A 16,068-nucleotide genomic window follows, 5' to 3' on the forward strand; every position below is an offset into this window, starting at 1 on the left:
CAAAGTGCCAAATTAGGTTACATAATGCATATTATAGGACTCTGTAGATGGATATCATAATAACGATTTCGTCTAACTAGAGTTATATGTAATTAAGGGAAAATTTGGACCCACAGCAACGGGCTGTAGGTCGCACTACTACCTCCTTGCAAGTCACCCTTCCATTTCCAAATCCATTGGCAGACATAGCTGATCCATGGTATATTGAATAAACAAAGAAACCTCTCCTTTCAATGGTTGCTCGACACTTCCATTTTACCAAGGATTGGTTTCTTTTTGTTTTACAAAATTGGGAAAAAGGGGCTTCCCCCGTCATCTATGATGACTTTTGGGACAGCCCCTAGAGTTTACAATTTGAAACGACTCACTGACTCATTCAGCTCATCGGCCATTTTTGACAGTGCATTGGCTGAAGCAGTTACCTCTTCCATAGAAGCGAGTTGTTCTTCTGTGGCTGCCGATACGGATTGCGTTTCTAAGTTATTTGCTGCTGCGATATCAGCTAATGAATGAATACTGGTGACCATCCCGTTGATGCTGTCGGAAATATACTGTGTATTTTGCTCTATTTCTTGGACTACCTGGGAGACGGAGGAAATATCCGTAACGATTTCCCCAAACAATTGACCTGCATAGCTGACCGCTTCCGCACCGGTCTCAAATTCCCCGGCTACCACGTTCATTTCCTCTTTTGCCTTCCCGGCATCACGTTGAACAACAGATATGAGTTCGGATATTTGTTTGGCTGAGTGTCCCGTCAATTCGGCTAATTTGCGAATTTCCGCAGCGACAACCGCGAATCCACGACCCGCCTCTCCCGCACGAGCGGCTTCAATGCTTGCGTTTAATGATAAAATATTCGTTTGCTGAGCAATACTTGAAATCATGTTCACAATGTTACCGATTTCGATGGATCTCGCGCTCAATGCATGAACACTTGCGGCCAGCACATGAAGGGTTTGTCCAACACTTTCCATCTGTACCACCGCATTCATCACCGTATGTTCCCCTTGCTTAGCTTTAGAAGACGTAACTACTGCTGAAGTTGCGGCTTCTTTGGTTCTATCTGCGATGGCGCTGAGTGTGCCGCTTAACCCGTCAATCGTTTGAGCCCCGTTTTGGATGTTGGTAAACTGTTGTTCAGCGGCCTCCGCCAAGGTTTGAGCCGATCCCGCGATGTGTTCCGTCACCTTAGAGCTTTGTTCGGCTCCGGCCAAGAGCTGCTGTGAAGAAGCAGCAAGCTGATGGGATGTTTCATAAACTTCCAGCACCATAGACTTAAGCGATGTGACCATGGTATTGAAGCTTACCCCAGCCTGTCCAATTTCATCCATCCCCTTAACGGAAGTTTGGTGGGACAGATTTCCCCCTGCGACGATGTCAATTGAATGCTTCAAATGAACAATCGGCTTTGACAGTCGAGAAGAGATGATATAGGAAGCGATCAAACCGACAATTACGATCATGACGGATATGAGAATGGCTTGGTTCCTTAAATCATAGATCGGTCTGAGTAATTCATCCTCTGGGGCACTAAGTACAAGCACCCAATTGTTCGCTACTTTGTGATAATACCCCAGTCTATTTTGACCGTCTAAGCTAAACGTTAGGATCCCTTCTCCTCCTTTAGTACCATCCGTAAATGCGTTTGTGAGTTCGGTAACATTAAGGTCCTGTACGGTTGATTTCATAATGTTTTCTTTTACCAGGTGATAAATCATCTTGCCGCTTGAATCAAACAGCATGGCATATCCCGTTTGCCCAAATTTCGCTCTCGCTACGGTGTCGGTGACTTCCGCAATAGGTAAAGAGGCAGTGAAGCTGCCGACCACCTGCTTATCCTTCATTAGGGGACTGCCTAAGATAACGGATAAAGAGCCGTCAACAGTGGAGATCACTGGGTCTGAGATGGTTAACTTTCCTTGGGCCAAGTCTTTCATGAACGGACGGGCCGAAATGTCGACAGGGGCTCCCTTATGATTCGTACTGAGCTTACCTGTTAATTCATGAGTAAAAATAATAGCCGTCAGCTCAGAATTTTGTGCTTGAGCTTCCTTTACATACGCTAACTGCTTAGCTGAGTCCCCGTAGTATTGCGAGCCACCCTTGGCGATAGAATGCAATACAGATAAATTCGAGTTTAAAAATGCATTGAGCTCATTGGCAACGGCCTCCGCTTCAAGGTGAACATCTACCCTGATAGCCTCATTTACAATCCTCGCGCTATTCTCATAATTCAAAACGGATAAGACAATTAAGCTAATGACTAACAAGGAACCCGTAAAAGCAGTGATCCGCATGGCAATGCTTTTGAATTGAAAGCGCATCCATTTGTATTTGTCTCTTTGAAGCACATTTTTTCCCCTTTCAGTAGATGAAATCGTTAGATGATACTAGGGAAAAAGCAAACGTTCCGCTAGTAAAAATTAGCAAAATATAACACGATCATTATATCTAAACTTGTCGCTTTCAGTCAATATATGTCGAAATGGAATATAAGAAAAGCTTCTATCGAAGCCCTCTCAGGGATGTACATTCGTGAGCAAGAGGTAACTTTTCTTGAAACATTAGAATCCTTGAGCTCCGCTCAAAACTTATAAATTCTAATGTTATAAGAAAAGCTTCTATCGAAGCCCTCTTAGGGATGTACATTCGTGAGCAAGAGGTAACTTTTCTTGAAACATTAGAATCCTTGAGCTCCGCTCAAAACTTATCTAATGTTATCAAAAAAGAACAGCCCCCATTCGCATGGGAGAGCTGTTCCAGTTCCTTACACCTATAATGGGATCGAACCGGGGGGCCTCCTTTAATGGCCTTAGGGAACTTTTGCGTCGACGCTTCCTTAACGGCTGATCCTCCCTTCGATCCCAAGGGCCGAGAACGTTTCCAGCCATTCCTCTGGACAACCCGGATCGGTTATCAGCATCGAGACGTCCTCAAGCTTAGAAATTTTTGCAAAGGTGGATTTGCCGAATTTGCTGTGATCTGCAACGACAATGGCCTGCTCGGCTCGCTCCATCATTTTTCGTGATATAACCGCTTCCGCCAAATGATAGTCGGTAATACCGTCTGCCATTGAAATGCCGCCTACGGAAATAAACGCTTTCGTTACCTTAAATCGATCCAGCAAATGTTCCGTTAACGACCCCGTGGCCGCATGGTACTGCAAATTGATTTCTCCACCTACGAAAATCAAGTTGCCCTTAAACACTTCCATAGCAAGATTTAAAATCGGAACGGAATGCGTAATGACCGTAAGATTGTGGCGGTCCTTTAGATGCGGTAAAATTTCGATCGTGGTGGTACCGTTGTCGAGCATAATCGTTTCGTTGTCTTCCACCAAAGAAGCGGCAAGTTTGCCGATGGCGGCTTTCTCCTCTTTTCTCATCTGGGTTCGCTTGAGAAAGGGAGGCTCAACCAGCTCCATTCGTATTTTTACGGCGCCTCCGTAGACCTTGCGAAGCTTTCCTTCCTTCTCAAGCCTGTCCAAATCACGGCGAACTGTCTCCGTTGAAACGTTAAGCAGCTGTGACAGATGATGTACCTGTACTTTTCCTTCCGTATTAAGTCGCTGCAGGATGGTCGACCTGCGATCCTCGTAAGTTAACGACATCAGAGCCCCCAATGACGAATCTTATAGAAATGATGATGTTTTTTGTTGTTTTTAATAGTTTAAGATTTCGAATATTACCTGTCAATATCTTCTGTTTCTCGAAGTTTTCAGTTAAAAAATTCGATTGACACATTTTAAGGAAACATTATACAATTGTCAGAAATCAACACGATGCCACACGAAAACATATAAATACGCCATGAACAATAAACTCGGAGGTTGCTGCTAATGCGTCATTCACTTGCTTTCCGCCAAGACGGCACGTTTACGATCACACAATTTACCGATATTCATTGGAAAGACGGAGGCCCAGCGGATCAACGCTCACGACGGCTTATGGAGATTGTGCTTGATGAAGAAAGACCCGATCTTGTTGTATTCACCGGTGATGTGATCTATACCGGCGACGTCACTCCGGGGAGGCCTGTATGCGATAACCCGGAACAGGCCTTACGGGAGGCCGTTCATGCGGCGGAAGTCCGTAACATTCCATGGGCGATCGCCTTCGGCAATCACGATACCGAAAAGGGCATATCCCGAGAAGCGCTTATGGAAATCGTCCAGTCCTTACCATATTCCGTTACTGAGCGGGGGCCGAAAGAGGTGAGCGGCGTAGGAAACTATGTACTGCACATTGAAAATGATAAAAACTTGCCCGCCGCAGTCCTTTATTTTTTCGATTCCGGGAACCTTTCCCCAGTTCCTCGGATTCAAGGCTATGACTGGATTCGCAGCGATCAGGTGCAATGGTACATGGCCGCCTCCCGTAAGTTACGCGAGCGTAACCACGGAAATGCGTTACCTTCACTTGCTTTTTTCCATATTCCGCTTCCCGAGTATAGAGAAGTTTGGGATACGAAAGTTTGCTACGGCAACAAATTTGAAGAAATAGGCTGCCCGCGCGTGAATTCGGGTTTGTTCGCTTCCATGGTTGAAATGGGAGACGTCATGGGTACCTTCACCGGCCACGATCACGTTAACGATTATTGGGGCGAGCTGCACGGCATTCGGCTCTGTTACGGCCGGGCGACGGGTTATAATACATACGGAAGAGAGAATTTTCCGCGCGGAGCGAGAATGATTCGGCTGCACCAAGGACAAAGTGACTTTGAGACATGGCTGCGCCTTGACGATAACACTGTCATTCGCAACCAGCCCGAGCATCTTCCGGGTGTTTAGCTCCGTAATTGATGCCTAGTTATTATAGATAAGCAAAAGCCAGGGACTGTTTTCCCTGGCTTTAAGTAAAACTAGTTTAACAAGATGATGCCCGATGTAAATTTATACATTATCCCAGATGGAATGTAACCGCCATGCCGTAAGTTCCAGCAGCTCGGCGTTCCCATTTCGTGAAACGAGTTTTACACCTAATGAGCTGGGATCCGGATAAATACGATTCGTAATTGTTCGTTGACCATCGTTTGCAAACAGTTCTATAGAGGAACGGTCCAGGAAAATATGCAGCTTGATTCGTCCATCGTTCATCGGCTGCAGATCAGCCTCACTGATACCCCCGTCTCCCTTACCGGCACGGGTACGGTCCATCTTAAGCTTTCGTTCGGCTGCGGAATAGACGATTTCCGTGAACTCCTCCTGATTCGTCGAGGAGCGGACCTGCAGGCCGAATTCAGCTTCAGCTCCTGATGCACTTGCATCAAATATGGCCACTATTTCCAATGCATCCCCGAGTAATCCGTCAACGAGAGCTACGGTATCCGAAGCGAACGTTCGCCGGCTGAGCTCGTACCGCTCACCGCGCAGTGACTGCAGTTCCTTCACCGGTACCATCCGCAGCGTACCGTCCTCCGACAGCTTCAGCTCCCGGGGAAGGGTAAATGCCCCCATCCAGCCTTCCTCCTGCTCCGGCATCCTCGCTCCCCAAATGTTCATCCAGCCGATCAGAATTCGCCTGCCTTGATGGTCCAGGAACGTCTGGGGTGCATAGAAGTCGAAGCCGTAGTCAAGCCGTTCGGATGTGCTGTACTGCAGCTTGCCCGTGGCGTAATCCATAGTGCCGGACAAATACATCGTCTTGGTTGCTCCCATATTCATAGGTGAGATGACTAGGACATGCCTATCTCCATCTCCGAGCGGAAACAAATCCGGGCATTCCCACATGTTGCCCATTGTGCCGTCGCTCTCAGCGGCCACCCCCATATAGTGCCAGCTTCTCAAATCCTTCGATGTATAAAGCAGCGCCTTTCCCAGGCCGTCCTTCCCATATCCGAGCACCATATACCAATCCTCGCCGCGCTTCCATACCTTCGGGTCGCGAAACCCGAAGCCGCCCTCCGACGGCGGTCCGGAAATCACCGGATTATCATACGGCTTCTCGAAGTGTACACCGTCCTTACTTGTCGCAATGCACTGTACTTCCTCGGGGCTACGGCCATCCACATGTCCCGTATAGATCAAGGTCAGAACGCCATCCTGTTCAATCGCGCTTCCCGACCAGCAGCCATAGCCCCCCTCCGTACCCAGATCATATTCTCCCGACGGAGCGATAGCGACTGGAAGGTGCTCCCAGCGGACTAGGTCGCTGCTCTTGGCATGTCCCCAGTACATTGGCCCATGCTGCGGCTTGTAAGGATAATGCTGGTAAAACACATGATATTCCCCTTGATAATGAATGAGTCCGTTCGGATCGTTCATCCATCCTGCCGGCGGCATCAAGTGGTAGTGCAAGCGAAAGCCGTCCTGCGGTATCGCCTTCGACAGCTCTTGAAGCGCTTCATTCGCCGCATTCACCCGTGCTCGATGAGACCCTGGCAATTCAATTTGGTTAGTCATGAGTTATAACATCTCCTTCATTTCATGATGTGCCGATAGGAGGTCGTGAATCTCATCTGGTCCGGCCAAGGCCGGAATGGCGCCCTTGCGCGTCGTTGCCAAAGCGCCCGCCGCATTGGCAAAGGCGACAGCCTTGAGCAGATCCCCTTCGCTCCACCCGGGGATCGGCTTCTTTTGCTCCAGTACCTGGTAAAGAAAAGCCCCCAGGAAGCCGTCCCCGGCTCCCGTCGTATCCACAACCTTTACGGGAAATGAGGCGACGCCGCCCCATAATTTCTCCGTACAGTAATAAGCTCCACGAGGTCCTGCCGTAACCAGCAGCAGGCTGATCGTGTATTGCTCGATGAGCTGCGCCGCTCCGGTTGCCAGCTCCTCTTCCCCTGTCAGAAAGCGCAGCTCCTCCTCCGAAACCTTCACCACGTCAGCTAAGGCTAAACCTGCTTGAATCGTCTTCCTCGCGTGGTCGATATCCTTCCATAGGGAAGGTCGCCAATTGGGGTCATATGAGATCATCGCTCCCCGGCTCTTGGCTCTTCGAACGGATTGCAGGGTAGTACCGCAGGCCGGCTCGGAGGTCATGGAGATGGAGCCGAAATGGAAAATGGCGGTATTCTCCAGCAGGGACGGCTCTACCTCCTCATATTGCAAAAGTTGATCGGCCCCCGGCTGGCGACAGAAATGAAACGAGCGGTCTCCGGTCTCATCCAAGTGAACGAAGGCCATCGTCGTATGTGCTTCGGCTGTGGTCACCAGCCCTTGAACCGATATGCCATAACTTCGCAGCGCCTCATTTAAATAGACTCCAAAGGGATCGCTGCCTACCTTTCCGACGAATGCCGCTTTCCTGCCAAGCTTCGACAGTGCCGCGGCAACATTGACGGGCGCTCCACCCGGATTGCGTTCATAAAGCGGCTGTCCCGCTTCCGAAAACCCTTGGGGTGTGAAGTCGATCAAGCATTCGCCCAGTGTTACAATATCGTATTTCATGTTGATAGCCTCCATTATTCTCTTTATCCTTTAATGCCCGACATGGTGATCCCTTGGATGTAATAGCGCTGAAGGAAAAGAAACAGCAGCAGAATCGGCACCGTAGAGAGCGTATTGGCAGCCAGCAGCTTGGACCAATCCGTGCCTTCCGTAGAGGAAAGGGCGGAGATGGCTACCTGGATCAGCTGCTTTTTGTTGTCGTTAATGACAATCAACGGCCAAAGATAGGCATCCCAGTTGCCTAAGAAGGTCACAATGCCAAGCGTAATCAGTGCAGGCACCGCCGCGGGAAGCATAATGGTCACGAATGTCCGCGGTAAGGATGCTCCATCGATTCGCGCCGCCTCCAGAATTTCATCCGGGATTTCCGCGAAAAATTGCCTCAGCATGAAAATTCCGAATACAGAAAGCATGGAAGGAACAATGACGGCCTTGTAAGAGTTCAGCCATTCCAATTTATGCAGGAGCAAATAGTTCGGTACAAGCGTCACTTCCCCGGGAATAATCATCGCTGACATAAACAAAGCAAACAGTGCCGGCTTCAGGCGAAATCGGAGCTTGGCGAAGGCGAATGCAGCCATCGAGTTAATGACTAGTACCGCAGCGGTGATGACGGCAGCAACCCAAAACGTATTGCCGATATAACGGAGAAACGAGGTGCGGGCGCCGAACATGACGTTCTCATAGTTTTTCCATGTAAAATCGATGGGGATCAGCATGTGGATATTCAGAGTAGAAGCATATTTGAACAATTCCTGATAGGGGCGAAGCGATCCGAATACCATCCACACAATAGGGAGAATCGAGACCGCTGCGCAAAGCAGCATGACAGCATATTTGACAACTAAGAGCGGTTTTTTCATGGTTTCCTTCCCCCTATTCCTCGGTATCCTCTCTAAAGAGCCTCATTTGAATGATGGAAATCGTTAATACGATGGCAAACAACACCAAGGCGGCAGCAGTCGCATAACCCATTTGCATCTGCTGGAACGCAAGCTTGTAAATATAAAATACGACCGTTTCCGTAGAGCCGTTCGGCCCTCCGTTCGTGAGCACAAAAACCAGTCCGGACAGCTTGATCGCATCGATCGTGGTAATAATAACGACAAAGGCGATAGTCCGCTTCAGCAGCGGAAGCGTGATGCTGACAAACTGCTGGATTTTGGAAGCCCCGTCGACCCTTGCCGCTTCGTACAGATCCCCCGGAATGTTATTTAAGCCTGCGAGGAAGATAATCATGAAAAATCCCGCAGCCTTCCAAATCCCAAGACCAATGACGCCGTTCATCGCCGTTTCGGGATTGGATAGAAAGCTCGTAATGGGCAAGCCCACCGTTTTCAATATCGTGTTCAGCAGACCGAACTCTTTATTGTAGATTAACTTGAATACAGTAGCCGCCACGCCGGTAGAGATGACCACCGGGATAAAATACGCGGTCCGGAATAATCCCGTCATCCGCGCAGGCTTCTGTATCAGCAGGGCAAGACCTAAGGAAATGATGGTTTGGATCGGTATCACCACGGCGGCAAAGTAGAAAGAGTTCTTCAAGCTGTTGTGGAATGCTTTGTCATGCCATAAGGCAATATAATTGTCCAGCCCGATGAAGGACTTCTTGGATGCAACGAGCGAGTAATTCTGAAAGGAGATGATGAACGCTTGAAGCATTGGGTAGAAAACAAATACAATCAGTAAAAGCAGCGCAGGCAGAATGAACCAAAGAGCGGTCGTTTGCTCGTGTCGATGAAATCGCTTGGCTGCTCGCTTTTCTTTTGTCGCCGACAGTGTAGTAGGTATTTCCATGACGTAGCCCTTCCCCCAGGATTATTTTTTTTCAAAAACAAACACATTCAGAACGCTGGCCACCGAGCCGTCTCCCGTAACAGCCTTGATCTCCGCTTCTCCGGCTTTCAGTCCGGTTACGTCGGCGTTCGTTATCCCCGTTCCCTTCACAGCGGCAATCTCCGGATCACTGCTTTCCCACTTCAGCTCCTGTACCGCCGACAGGGGAATCACCGCAGCCTCCACCTGTCCAGTCTGACCGACCTCGACATCCAGAACGGGCTGACTCAGCACTACGCGGAGCGGAGTTGTTCCGCTCGGGTCCTCATCGCGCCATATGGACTTCATGGGATAATAGCGGAGCTTCTCCAAGGTAACTTTACCCTCCGAAACGAAGAACTCCAATCCATTGCTAACGGCATTCGGGAACAGGATAGACGAAACCACGGCTTCGCCGTCATTGGCGAATACTTCTAATGTCGATTCATCCACGAAGAAGCGAAGCTTAAGCTTTCCTTCATGTGGCTGTACGGGGGCCTGCATAATCTCGGCAAAGCCGCTTTCGAAGGAAGAGATGCCTGATTTCGTACGGTCAACCGTAAGCTTCGAGGCGGCGGCATCGTAGCCGACCAGTGTCTCTTGCCCTAATCCTGTCCTAAGCTTGAATCCGAACCTCGAGCCGCTGCCCACAGTAAATTCTGCCTCCAGCTCATAAGAGGTTCCCTTCATTCCGGCAAGGGGATTGCGACCGGGAACCAGCTCCTGCCGGGACAGCTGGACAGCTTTGCCGCGCAGCTTCGTCAGCTCTTTGACCGGAAGCTGAACGAGCTTAAGGCCGGTCCCCGGGATATCCCGCAGCCTCAGCTCCCGCGGGATGGATAAATTGCCTTTCCATGCGGCGGTCGGCATCTGGAACGGATATCTCCAATTCGACATCCACCCCGTCCAGATTCTCCTGCCGTCCTTAGCGGGGATATCGGAGAAGGATACCGCTGCGTAGAAGTCCTTGCCATAGTCGGTCCATAACGTTTGATTCGGTGGGTTCTCGTTTTTGAACGTCTTCCCGTCGAAGGCGCCGACGAAATATTGGGCGGTGGAGCCCTTCGTTACGGTGTTATTTCCAATGGAAACGGCAAGTACCCATTTCTTCTCCTTCTTGCCTTCCACCGGCAGCTCGAACAGGTCCGGACATTCCCATACCGCCGCATGTGAGCCCTGACCTAGGCCGAATTCGCTTTGCAGCTTCCACTCCTTCAGGTTTGCGGAGGTGTAGAACTGGACCTTCTGATCCACCGAGACGACCATGACCCAAGAGCGGGTGGGCTCATGCCAGATCACTTTAGGGTCCCTGAAATCCTTCAGGCTGGGATTAGGAATGACAGGATTGCCTGCGTATTTCGTCCAGGTCCGTCCCTTATCCGAGCTGTATGCGATGCTCTGCGATTGCTCCCCGTTCTTGAAGTGAGTAAATATCGCAACCAGTCCGGGCTTTCCCTGAAAAAAAACGCTCGTATCTTTCCAATCCACCACGGCGCTGCCCGACCAGATTTCACCGAGCGAGTCCCGCGCCAGCGCTACGGGCAGATGCTCCCAATGCAGGAGATCCTTGCTCACCGCATGCCCCCATTGCCCGCTGTTTTGATAAAACTGGTGATACTCCCCGTCGTAAAACACCATGCCGTTCGGATCGCTCATATGGCCTGTCGGAGGCGACAGATGATATTGCGGGCGGAACGGCTCCGTATAATGATTCGGCTCTTTGCTTCCCGCCGCATCCGTGCAGCCCGATGCCAATATACTGAAGAGGAGCAGCGTACCCGCCGATGAACGTTTCATCTTGTTACTCCACATCTTGAATCTCCTTCGCCAATGGTTTCCCTCATTGTATCGAAGTTTCTCACGCATTCATTTCAATATGATCAGAAATTTTGTTTTAACTTGCTTATGCATGACGAAAAAGCCCCACTCCTGGGTCTAGGAGTGAGACTTGATGATGCTATTCCTGTCCGAGAAGCTCTTCCCGGTATTCCTTCGGACTCATGCCAAAGTACTTTTTGAATGCGGTGCTGAAATAGCTGGAGCTGGAATAGCCTGCGATCGTGGCAATATCCGTAAGCTTCAACCGCTTTTCCTTCATCAGCTCCACTGCCTTATCCATCCGCAGCTTCAATACGTAATCGCTGAAGGTGAGCCCGGCATTTTGCTTGAACAAGCCGGACAGGTAAGTTTCATTGATATGGAACATTTCAGCTAAGGAAGACAAAGAAAGCTCGTAGGAGAAATTCTCGTCAACGTACCTTCGGACAGCTTCCGCGAGCTGCTGGCCCTGGGAGAACCGGGTCTTCCTGACCTCTTCCATAACCAGCTGCGCCAGCTCCTCCAGCTGCTGAAACACTTGCTCTTTGGAGCTTGAGTCCCTGACAGCCATTTGGCAATTCCATAAGTGCCTCTGAAGGGAAGAGTCGCCGATCTCGAATTTTTTGGCAATGGTACTGAACAGCAGGATAATTCGAAACGTAAGGAAGGTGAAGGCAAACATAGGCGTATCCGAACCGGTGTGAAAGATCGTTTGCAGATGCTTCTGTAACCCCGCCGTATCCAGTCCTTCGATCGCTAGGGTCAGCTTGCGTTCCATGTCGGGAGACAAGGAATGCTCCAGTCCGGAGAGCGGCTGCTTCCCCCCGGGAGATTCGACGACCGTTCCTTGACTCCATGCCAGCATGCAGGAAGCATAGGCATCCTTCCACTTGGCTAACCCATTCACGGATTCCCCCATGCCGATAACCGTTTCGACGCGAAGGTACTGTTTAATATTGCGCCGCAGCTCACCGGTCAGCTCGGCAGCCGCCTCCCCTTCATCCTTCCCTCCCTCTCGAACGATGAGGAAATACATCATGGAAGGGTAATGATAGTCGTATAAGGGATAGACCTGCGACCATGGCTCCACTGTTTCCCTACATACCATCCCGAAGGCGAGGCCAAGCAGATCCTTGCGTTCGCTCCAATCGTCCAGTCTCCCTTTCGGTATTCTCATTTCTACCACACAGAACCGGACGTGCAGCTCATCCGCAGCCAAGGCGCCCAGCTGCAAGCGATGCAATCTTTCCTTCATGTCTGATAAGCTGGACCACTCCTCCTTGACAAGCTTCCAGATCATCTGCTCCTGAAGCGTTCGCCAATGCTCGCTGTTTTGGATTTGGTCCAGCCGCTCGGTTTGACTCTTCGTTTGGTCTTCCTTCAGCTCATCGGCCAGCTTGCTAAGCAGTACGGTTAATTCGCTTCGGACGACCGGCTTCAGCAGGTAATCCTTGACGCCGTATTGAATGGCCGCCTTCATATATTCGAAGTCGGAGTAGCCCGACAAGACCACGATTTTAATGTCGGGATATTGCTTCTTACATTCCTTGATGAAAGCGATCCCGTCCATTTGCGGCATCCGCACGTCGGAAATGATCACATCCGGCAGCGGCTGCTTCTGAAGAAGCCTCAGCGCCTCCAGTCCGTTCGACGCTTCGCTTTCGATCCGGTAGCCCGCGGCAGCCCAGTCAATCTTCGCTTTGATGCTGTTGCGTACCCCTATCTCATCGTCAATCAGCATGATCTTGTACATGTGTAAATCACCCCCTTATCAACGGAAGCTGGAGAATAATTTCCGTACCTTGTCCCTCTGCAGAATGAAGGATGAACTCGAACTCGGGCCCATAGTTCAACCGGCAGCGGGAGAGGACGTTGCGAAGCCCAATGCTGTACCCTTCGTTGTTAAGGATTGCGATGAAATCATCCTTGCTTCCTTCCTCCTGCAGAAGGCGGATCTGTTCCTCGGGCATGCCGATTCCGTTATCGCGCACGGACAAATACAAATGGTCATCTACTATTGATGAACGGATGCACACCTCGGCAGGCCCGTCCTTCTCCAGGCTGTATTTTACAGCATTCTCCACAAGCGGCTGCAGGATGAACTTGGTGATCAGCAGCCTTCTGCTCTCCTGATCCTCCTGTACCTCCATGCGCAACCGTTCCCCATGCCTCAGCCGGAGGATAAATAGATAATCGCGGATGTAGTCCATCTCTTCACCGACTTGAACCAAATCGCTGTTCAGATTAAGCGAATACCGCATCATTTTCCCTAACGCTTCCGTTGCATCCATGACAAGCTCTTCCCGCTTTGTTGCGGCCAAACCACTGATGATCTCCAGCGTATTGTTGTAAAAGTGCGGGTTGATCTGCAGCAGCAGCGCTTTATATTCCGCGTTTCTTCTGCGCAGGTTCATTTCATATTCCGTTTCGATCAAGTATTTCAGGCGCTGCGTCATTTGGTCGAACACGCCGGCCACGTAGCCCACTTCGCTGCCTTTGACGGGTAAATCCTGCATAAGACCAAGTGCGGTGGCGAACTCCCCACGCTTCACATGCTTCATAGCGAGAGCCATTCTGCTGAGAGGTCTGGTAATACCGTAGGAAAGCCGGTAGGCTACGGCCAAGGCAAGCAGAAGCAAAAGCGCGCTGACGAGAACGATCATCTGGCGCGTCTGATGAATCTGGGCATACAGCTCCTCTTGAGGCACGGTGCCGATGAGGGTCCAATTTTGCCCGGCAAGCTGGCGAAAGAAGATCGAGTAAGTAATTCCCTGATGCTCGATAGGAAAAACACCGCTTGCCTGCAGCGGATAGCGAAGCTTCGCTTCGACTATGCCGATCCGGAGCAAATCCTGTTTAACGGACAAATCTTGATTCAGGATGCTTTCCCCATTGTCCGCGAGCAGAAACACCTCGCCTGTTTTCCCAAAGTGGATTTTATCAATCGCATTGCGGAGCAAGGAAGTAGGGTAATTCACTTTGAGAACGCCTACGTTACGCAAGTTCTGCAGATGCACCATAGGAACAATCAGACTGTTCACGTGGCGAGAGCGCAGCAAATCATCCGCCTGGTCAGGTTCTTTATGTGCTGAAGTCCATCTCCTGCCATCGGATGTATAATCTTTATACCAAACGCTATTCAAATAAGTGCGGTCTTGCGTCCAAATACCGCCCCCTTCCTTAGCAAAGGCAGAGAGTGTAATGCCGTTCGAGTTGTTAATGGTATACGAGGATAAGTGCTCCCGCATTCTTTGCTTGGCCATAATCTGCTCTTGCACGGCTTGCCCCTGTTGGAGAAGCGTGGCCGCCCATTCTTGCGTTACTCTGCTGCTCATCGCTTGATTGCCGATATCCTCGACCTGCGTCAGCAGTGTGTTCACGTGGGAGGCGAACTGTTCAATCGTCTGCGAGGCTGAGGATTCTACGGAGGCTTGAATCAGCCGGGAAGATTGCTCGCTTAGAAAATAAGCCATCGCAGCGAAGGGAATAATCATGAGAATGGAGAAAGCCGTCATCAGACGACTGCGTAATGAGTAAAACACCGGACAGCCCTCCCTGCAATTGCATTAGTAAGCTAAGTCGATATTGAAGAGTTACGTCCATTATAGCAGAAAGAGGCGTTCAACAGGTTGAACCGCCTCTTCTGTATCGTTTGTCAGCCGGAGCTAATTAGCTTACTTCTGCATTCCCAAATCCGAGTAGGCCTTGTCGATCTTCTTAATAGCTTCGGCGGTGGATGCATCGATATTTCGTTTGCCGATAACCACTTCTTCAAACAGCGTTTTCACGGCCTCCGACATTTGAGGGAAGATCGGCGTGATCGGACGAGGTCTTCCGTATTTCTGATTTTGCACAACGAAGACGTTCTTCGGATATTGGTTCAACTCCGGAAACTCCTTCGCAGCCGAATAGCGAGACGGAATGTCCTTGGTCATGGTGCTGTACGCGATTTGTCCTTCCTTGCTGGTGACATAATTGACAAATTTCCAAGCCTCATCCGGGTTTTGGCTTTTGGCTGAAATGCCGAGCGCCCAGCTTCCGTTGGCTACCGCTTGCTTCGTTCCCTTTGGCAATGGCGCAATGTCGTAATCCTGACCCAGCTTGAAGTTCGGGAACTTATCGGCGAGGTAAGCGAGCGACCAGGAACCGTCCACGGTCATGCCCAGCTTCCCGTTCGGGAACGGATCCGGCGGATATTCCAATGCGGAAACACCGTGCTTGTTGTACATGTCCGCATAAAACTGCAGTGCTTGCTTCGTCTCCTTCGAATCGAGAAAGCCTTTAGACGTTTTGCCTTCCGGGTCCATGATCTCCCCGCCGAATTGCCATAAGATCGGATATTTGAAATAAGCGGTAGCTCCCGCGTTGTTAAAGCCCTGCGCCGGATCGATTCCGAATATCCCTGCCGCCGGATCGTTAATTTTCTTCGCTGCCTCCAATACCTGCTCCCAAGTCCAAGGCTCATCCGGATTTTTGGAAGGAAGCGGGATGCCCTTGGCTTCGAACAGCTTTTTATTATAGAACAGCGCTATCGACGATTCCGTCAGAGGTGCCATATAAATGTCGTTTTGGTACGTATAAGTGGCCAGCGTCGATTTGGGGATATCTTCCATGTTACCGTCCGCTTTGAAATAAGCCGTCAGCGGCTTGAGCGCCCCTGCATGCGCGTAGGAGCCTAATGTCGGAGCGTCGAGCGCCATAATGTCCGGCGGGCTGCCTGAAGCGATGGAAACCCTGAGCTTTGTGTCGTAATCCGAATATGGAATTGGAGTCATTTCGACCTTAATGTTGGGATTTTTCTCCATAAAAGAAGCGACAAGCTTGTCATAAGCTGCGTTTTCCGTGTCATTCCCGGAGTTTCTCCAGAATGTGAGCGTTACTTGCTTATCCTTGCCCGCGGTTGCGTTGCCGCCTGTAGTGCTCTGGTTGCCGCCTTGATCCGAGCAGCCTGCAAGCAAGCTAACCGCCAGAATGGAGGCACAAACGATTTTCAATTGTTTCTTCAATTCCTTTCCCCTCTTTTCTGTGATGGTGAACTTCTT

General features: G+C 50.3%; 11 protein-coding genes. 1 reads left to right on the forward strand and 10 read right to left on the reverse strand.

What is annotated here, in order from left to right; all coding sequences use genetic code 11:
- Positions 1 to 347: 347 nt before the first annotated feature.
- Both RAC89_RS25430 and RAC89_RS25435 read right to left on the reverse strand, forming a co-directional pair.
- The gene (locus RAC89_RS25430) at positions 348 to 2,354 is read right to left on the reverse strand and encodes a methyl-accepting chemotaxis protein (protein ID WP_306616533.1); all 2,007 of its coding nucleotides are present in this window, start codon (positions 2,352 to 2,354) and stop codon (positions 348 to 350) included.
- Positions 2,355 to 2,842: 488 nt separating this feature from the next.
- Positions 2,843 to 3,613, reverse strand: coding sequence for a DeoR/GlpR family DNA-binding transcription regulator (locus tag RAC89_RS25435; protein WP_306616534.1), 771 nt, complete (start codon positions 3,611 to 3,613; stop codon positions 2,843 to 2,845).
- A gap of 228 nt (positions 3,614 to 3,841) precedes the next feature.
- Here RAC89_RS25435 and RAC89_RS25440 point away from each other — a divergent pair, with 228 nt between their 5' ends.
- A complete protein-coding gene (locus tag RAC89_RS25440) occupies positions 3,842 to 4,792 on the forward strand; it encodes a metallophosphoesterase family protein (RefSeq protein ID WP_306616535.1) in 951 nt (316 codons plus the stop codon).
- A gap of 102 nt (positions 4,793 to 4,894) precedes the next feature.
- Here RAC89_RS25440 and RAC89_RS25445 read toward each other — a convergent pair whose 3' ends face one another.
- The 8 genes from RAC89_RS25445 to RAC89_RS25480 form a co-directional block, all read right to left on the reverse strand.
- Positions 4,895 to 6,403: a glycoside hydrolase family 32 protein gene (locus RAC89_RS25445; protein ID WP_306616536.1), complete on the reverse strand. Its 1,509-nt coding sequence runs from the start codon at positions 6,401 to 6,403 to the stop codon at positions 4,895 to 4,897.
- 3 nt (positions 6,404 to 6,406) lie between these two features.
- Entirely contained in the window at positions 6,407 to 7,390 is a 984-nt protein-coding gene (locus RAC89_RS25450; protein ID WP_306616537.1) for a carbohydrate kinase family protein, read from the reverse strand.
- Between the two features lie 23 nt (positions 7,391 to 7,413).
- Positions 7,414 to 8,253 (reverse strand): carbohydrate ABC transporter permease, encoded by an 840-nt coding sequence (locus tag RAC89_RS25455; protein ID WP_306616538.1) that lies wholly within the window; start codon positions 8,251 to 8,253, stop codon positions 7,414 to 7,416.
- Positions 8,254 to 8,266: 13 nt separating this feature from the next.
- Positions 8,267 to 9,190: a carbohydrate ABC transporter permease gene (locus RAC89_RS25460; RefSeq protein WP_306616539.1), complete on the reverse strand. Its 924-nt coding sequence runs from the start codon at positions 9,188 to 9,190 to the stop codon at positions 8,267 to 8,269.
- Positions 9,191 to 9,211: 21 nt separating this feature from the next.
- On the reverse strand, positions 9,212 to 11,020 hold the full coding sequence (locus tag RAC89_RS25465; protein ID WP_306616540.1) for a GH32 C-terminal domain-containing protein: 1,809 nt from the start codon (positions 11,018 to 11,020) through the stop codon (positions 9,212 to 9,214).
- Between the two features lie 145 nt (positions 11,021 to 11,165).
- Positions 11,166 to 12,779, reverse strand: coding sequence for a response regulator (locus RAC89_RS25470; protein ID WP_306616541.1), 1,614 nt, complete (start codon positions 12,777 to 12,779; stop codon positions 11,166 to 11,168).
- A 7-nt stretch (positions 12,780 to 12,786) separates the two neighbouring features.
- Positions 12,787 to 14,568 (reverse strand): cache domain-containing sensor histidine kinase, encoded by a 1,782-nt coding sequence (locus RAC89_RS25475; protein ID WP_306616542.1) that lies wholly within the window; start codon positions 14,566 to 14,568, stop codon positions 12,787 to 12,789.
- A 132-nt stretch (positions 14,569 to 14,700) separates the two neighbouring features.
- On the reverse strand, positions 14,701 to 16,032 hold the full coding sequence (locus RAC89_RS25480; RefSeq protein WP_306616543.1) for an ABC transporter substrate-binding protein: 1,332 nt from the start codon (positions 16,030 to 16,032) through the stop codon (positions 14,701 to 14,703).
- Between the last annotated feature and the right edge of the window lie 36 nt (positions 16,033 to 16,068).

The organism is Paenibacillus sp. GD4 (assembly GCF_030846225.1).
Taxonomy (GTDB): Bacteria; Bacillota; Bacilli; order Paenibacillales; family NBRC-103111; genus Paenibacillus_G; species Paenibacillus_G silviterrae.

Excerpts from the sequence above, each read along its gene's own strand:
- RAC89_RS25435 (WP_306616534.1), bottom strand. The coding sequence starts at position 3,613 with ATGTCGTTAACTTACGAGGATCGCAGGTCGACCATCCTGCAGCGACTT.
- RAC89_RS25440 (WP_306616535.1), top strand. The coding sequence starts at position 3,842 with ATGCGTCATTCACTTGCTTTCCGCCAAGACGGCACGTTTACGATCACA.
- RAC89_RS25445 (WP_306616536.1), bottom strand. The coding sequence starts at position 6,403 with ATGACTAACCAAATTGAATTGCCAGGGTCTCATCGAGCACGGGTGAAT.
- RAC89_RS25450 (WP_306616537.1), bottom strand. The coding sequence starts at position 7,390 with ATGAAATACGATATTGTAACACTGGGCGAATGCTTGATCGACTTCACA.
- RAC89_RS25455 (WP_306616538.1), bottom strand. The coding sequence starts at position 8,253 with ATGAAAAAACCGCTCTTAGTTGTCAAATATGCTGTCATGCTGCTTTGC.
- RAC89_RS25460 (WP_306616539.1), bottom strand. The coding sequence starts at position 9,190 with ATGGAAATACCTACTACACTGTCGGCGACAAAAGAAAAGCGAGCAGCC.
- RAC89_RS25465 (WP_306616540.1), bottom strand. The coding sequence starts at position 11,020 with ATGTGGAGTAACAAGATGAAACGTTCATCGGCGGGTACGCTGCTCCTC.
- RAC89_RS25470 (WP_306616541.1), bottom strand. The coding sequence starts at position 12,779 with ATGTACAAGATCATGCTGATTGACGATGAGATAGGGGTACGCAACAGC.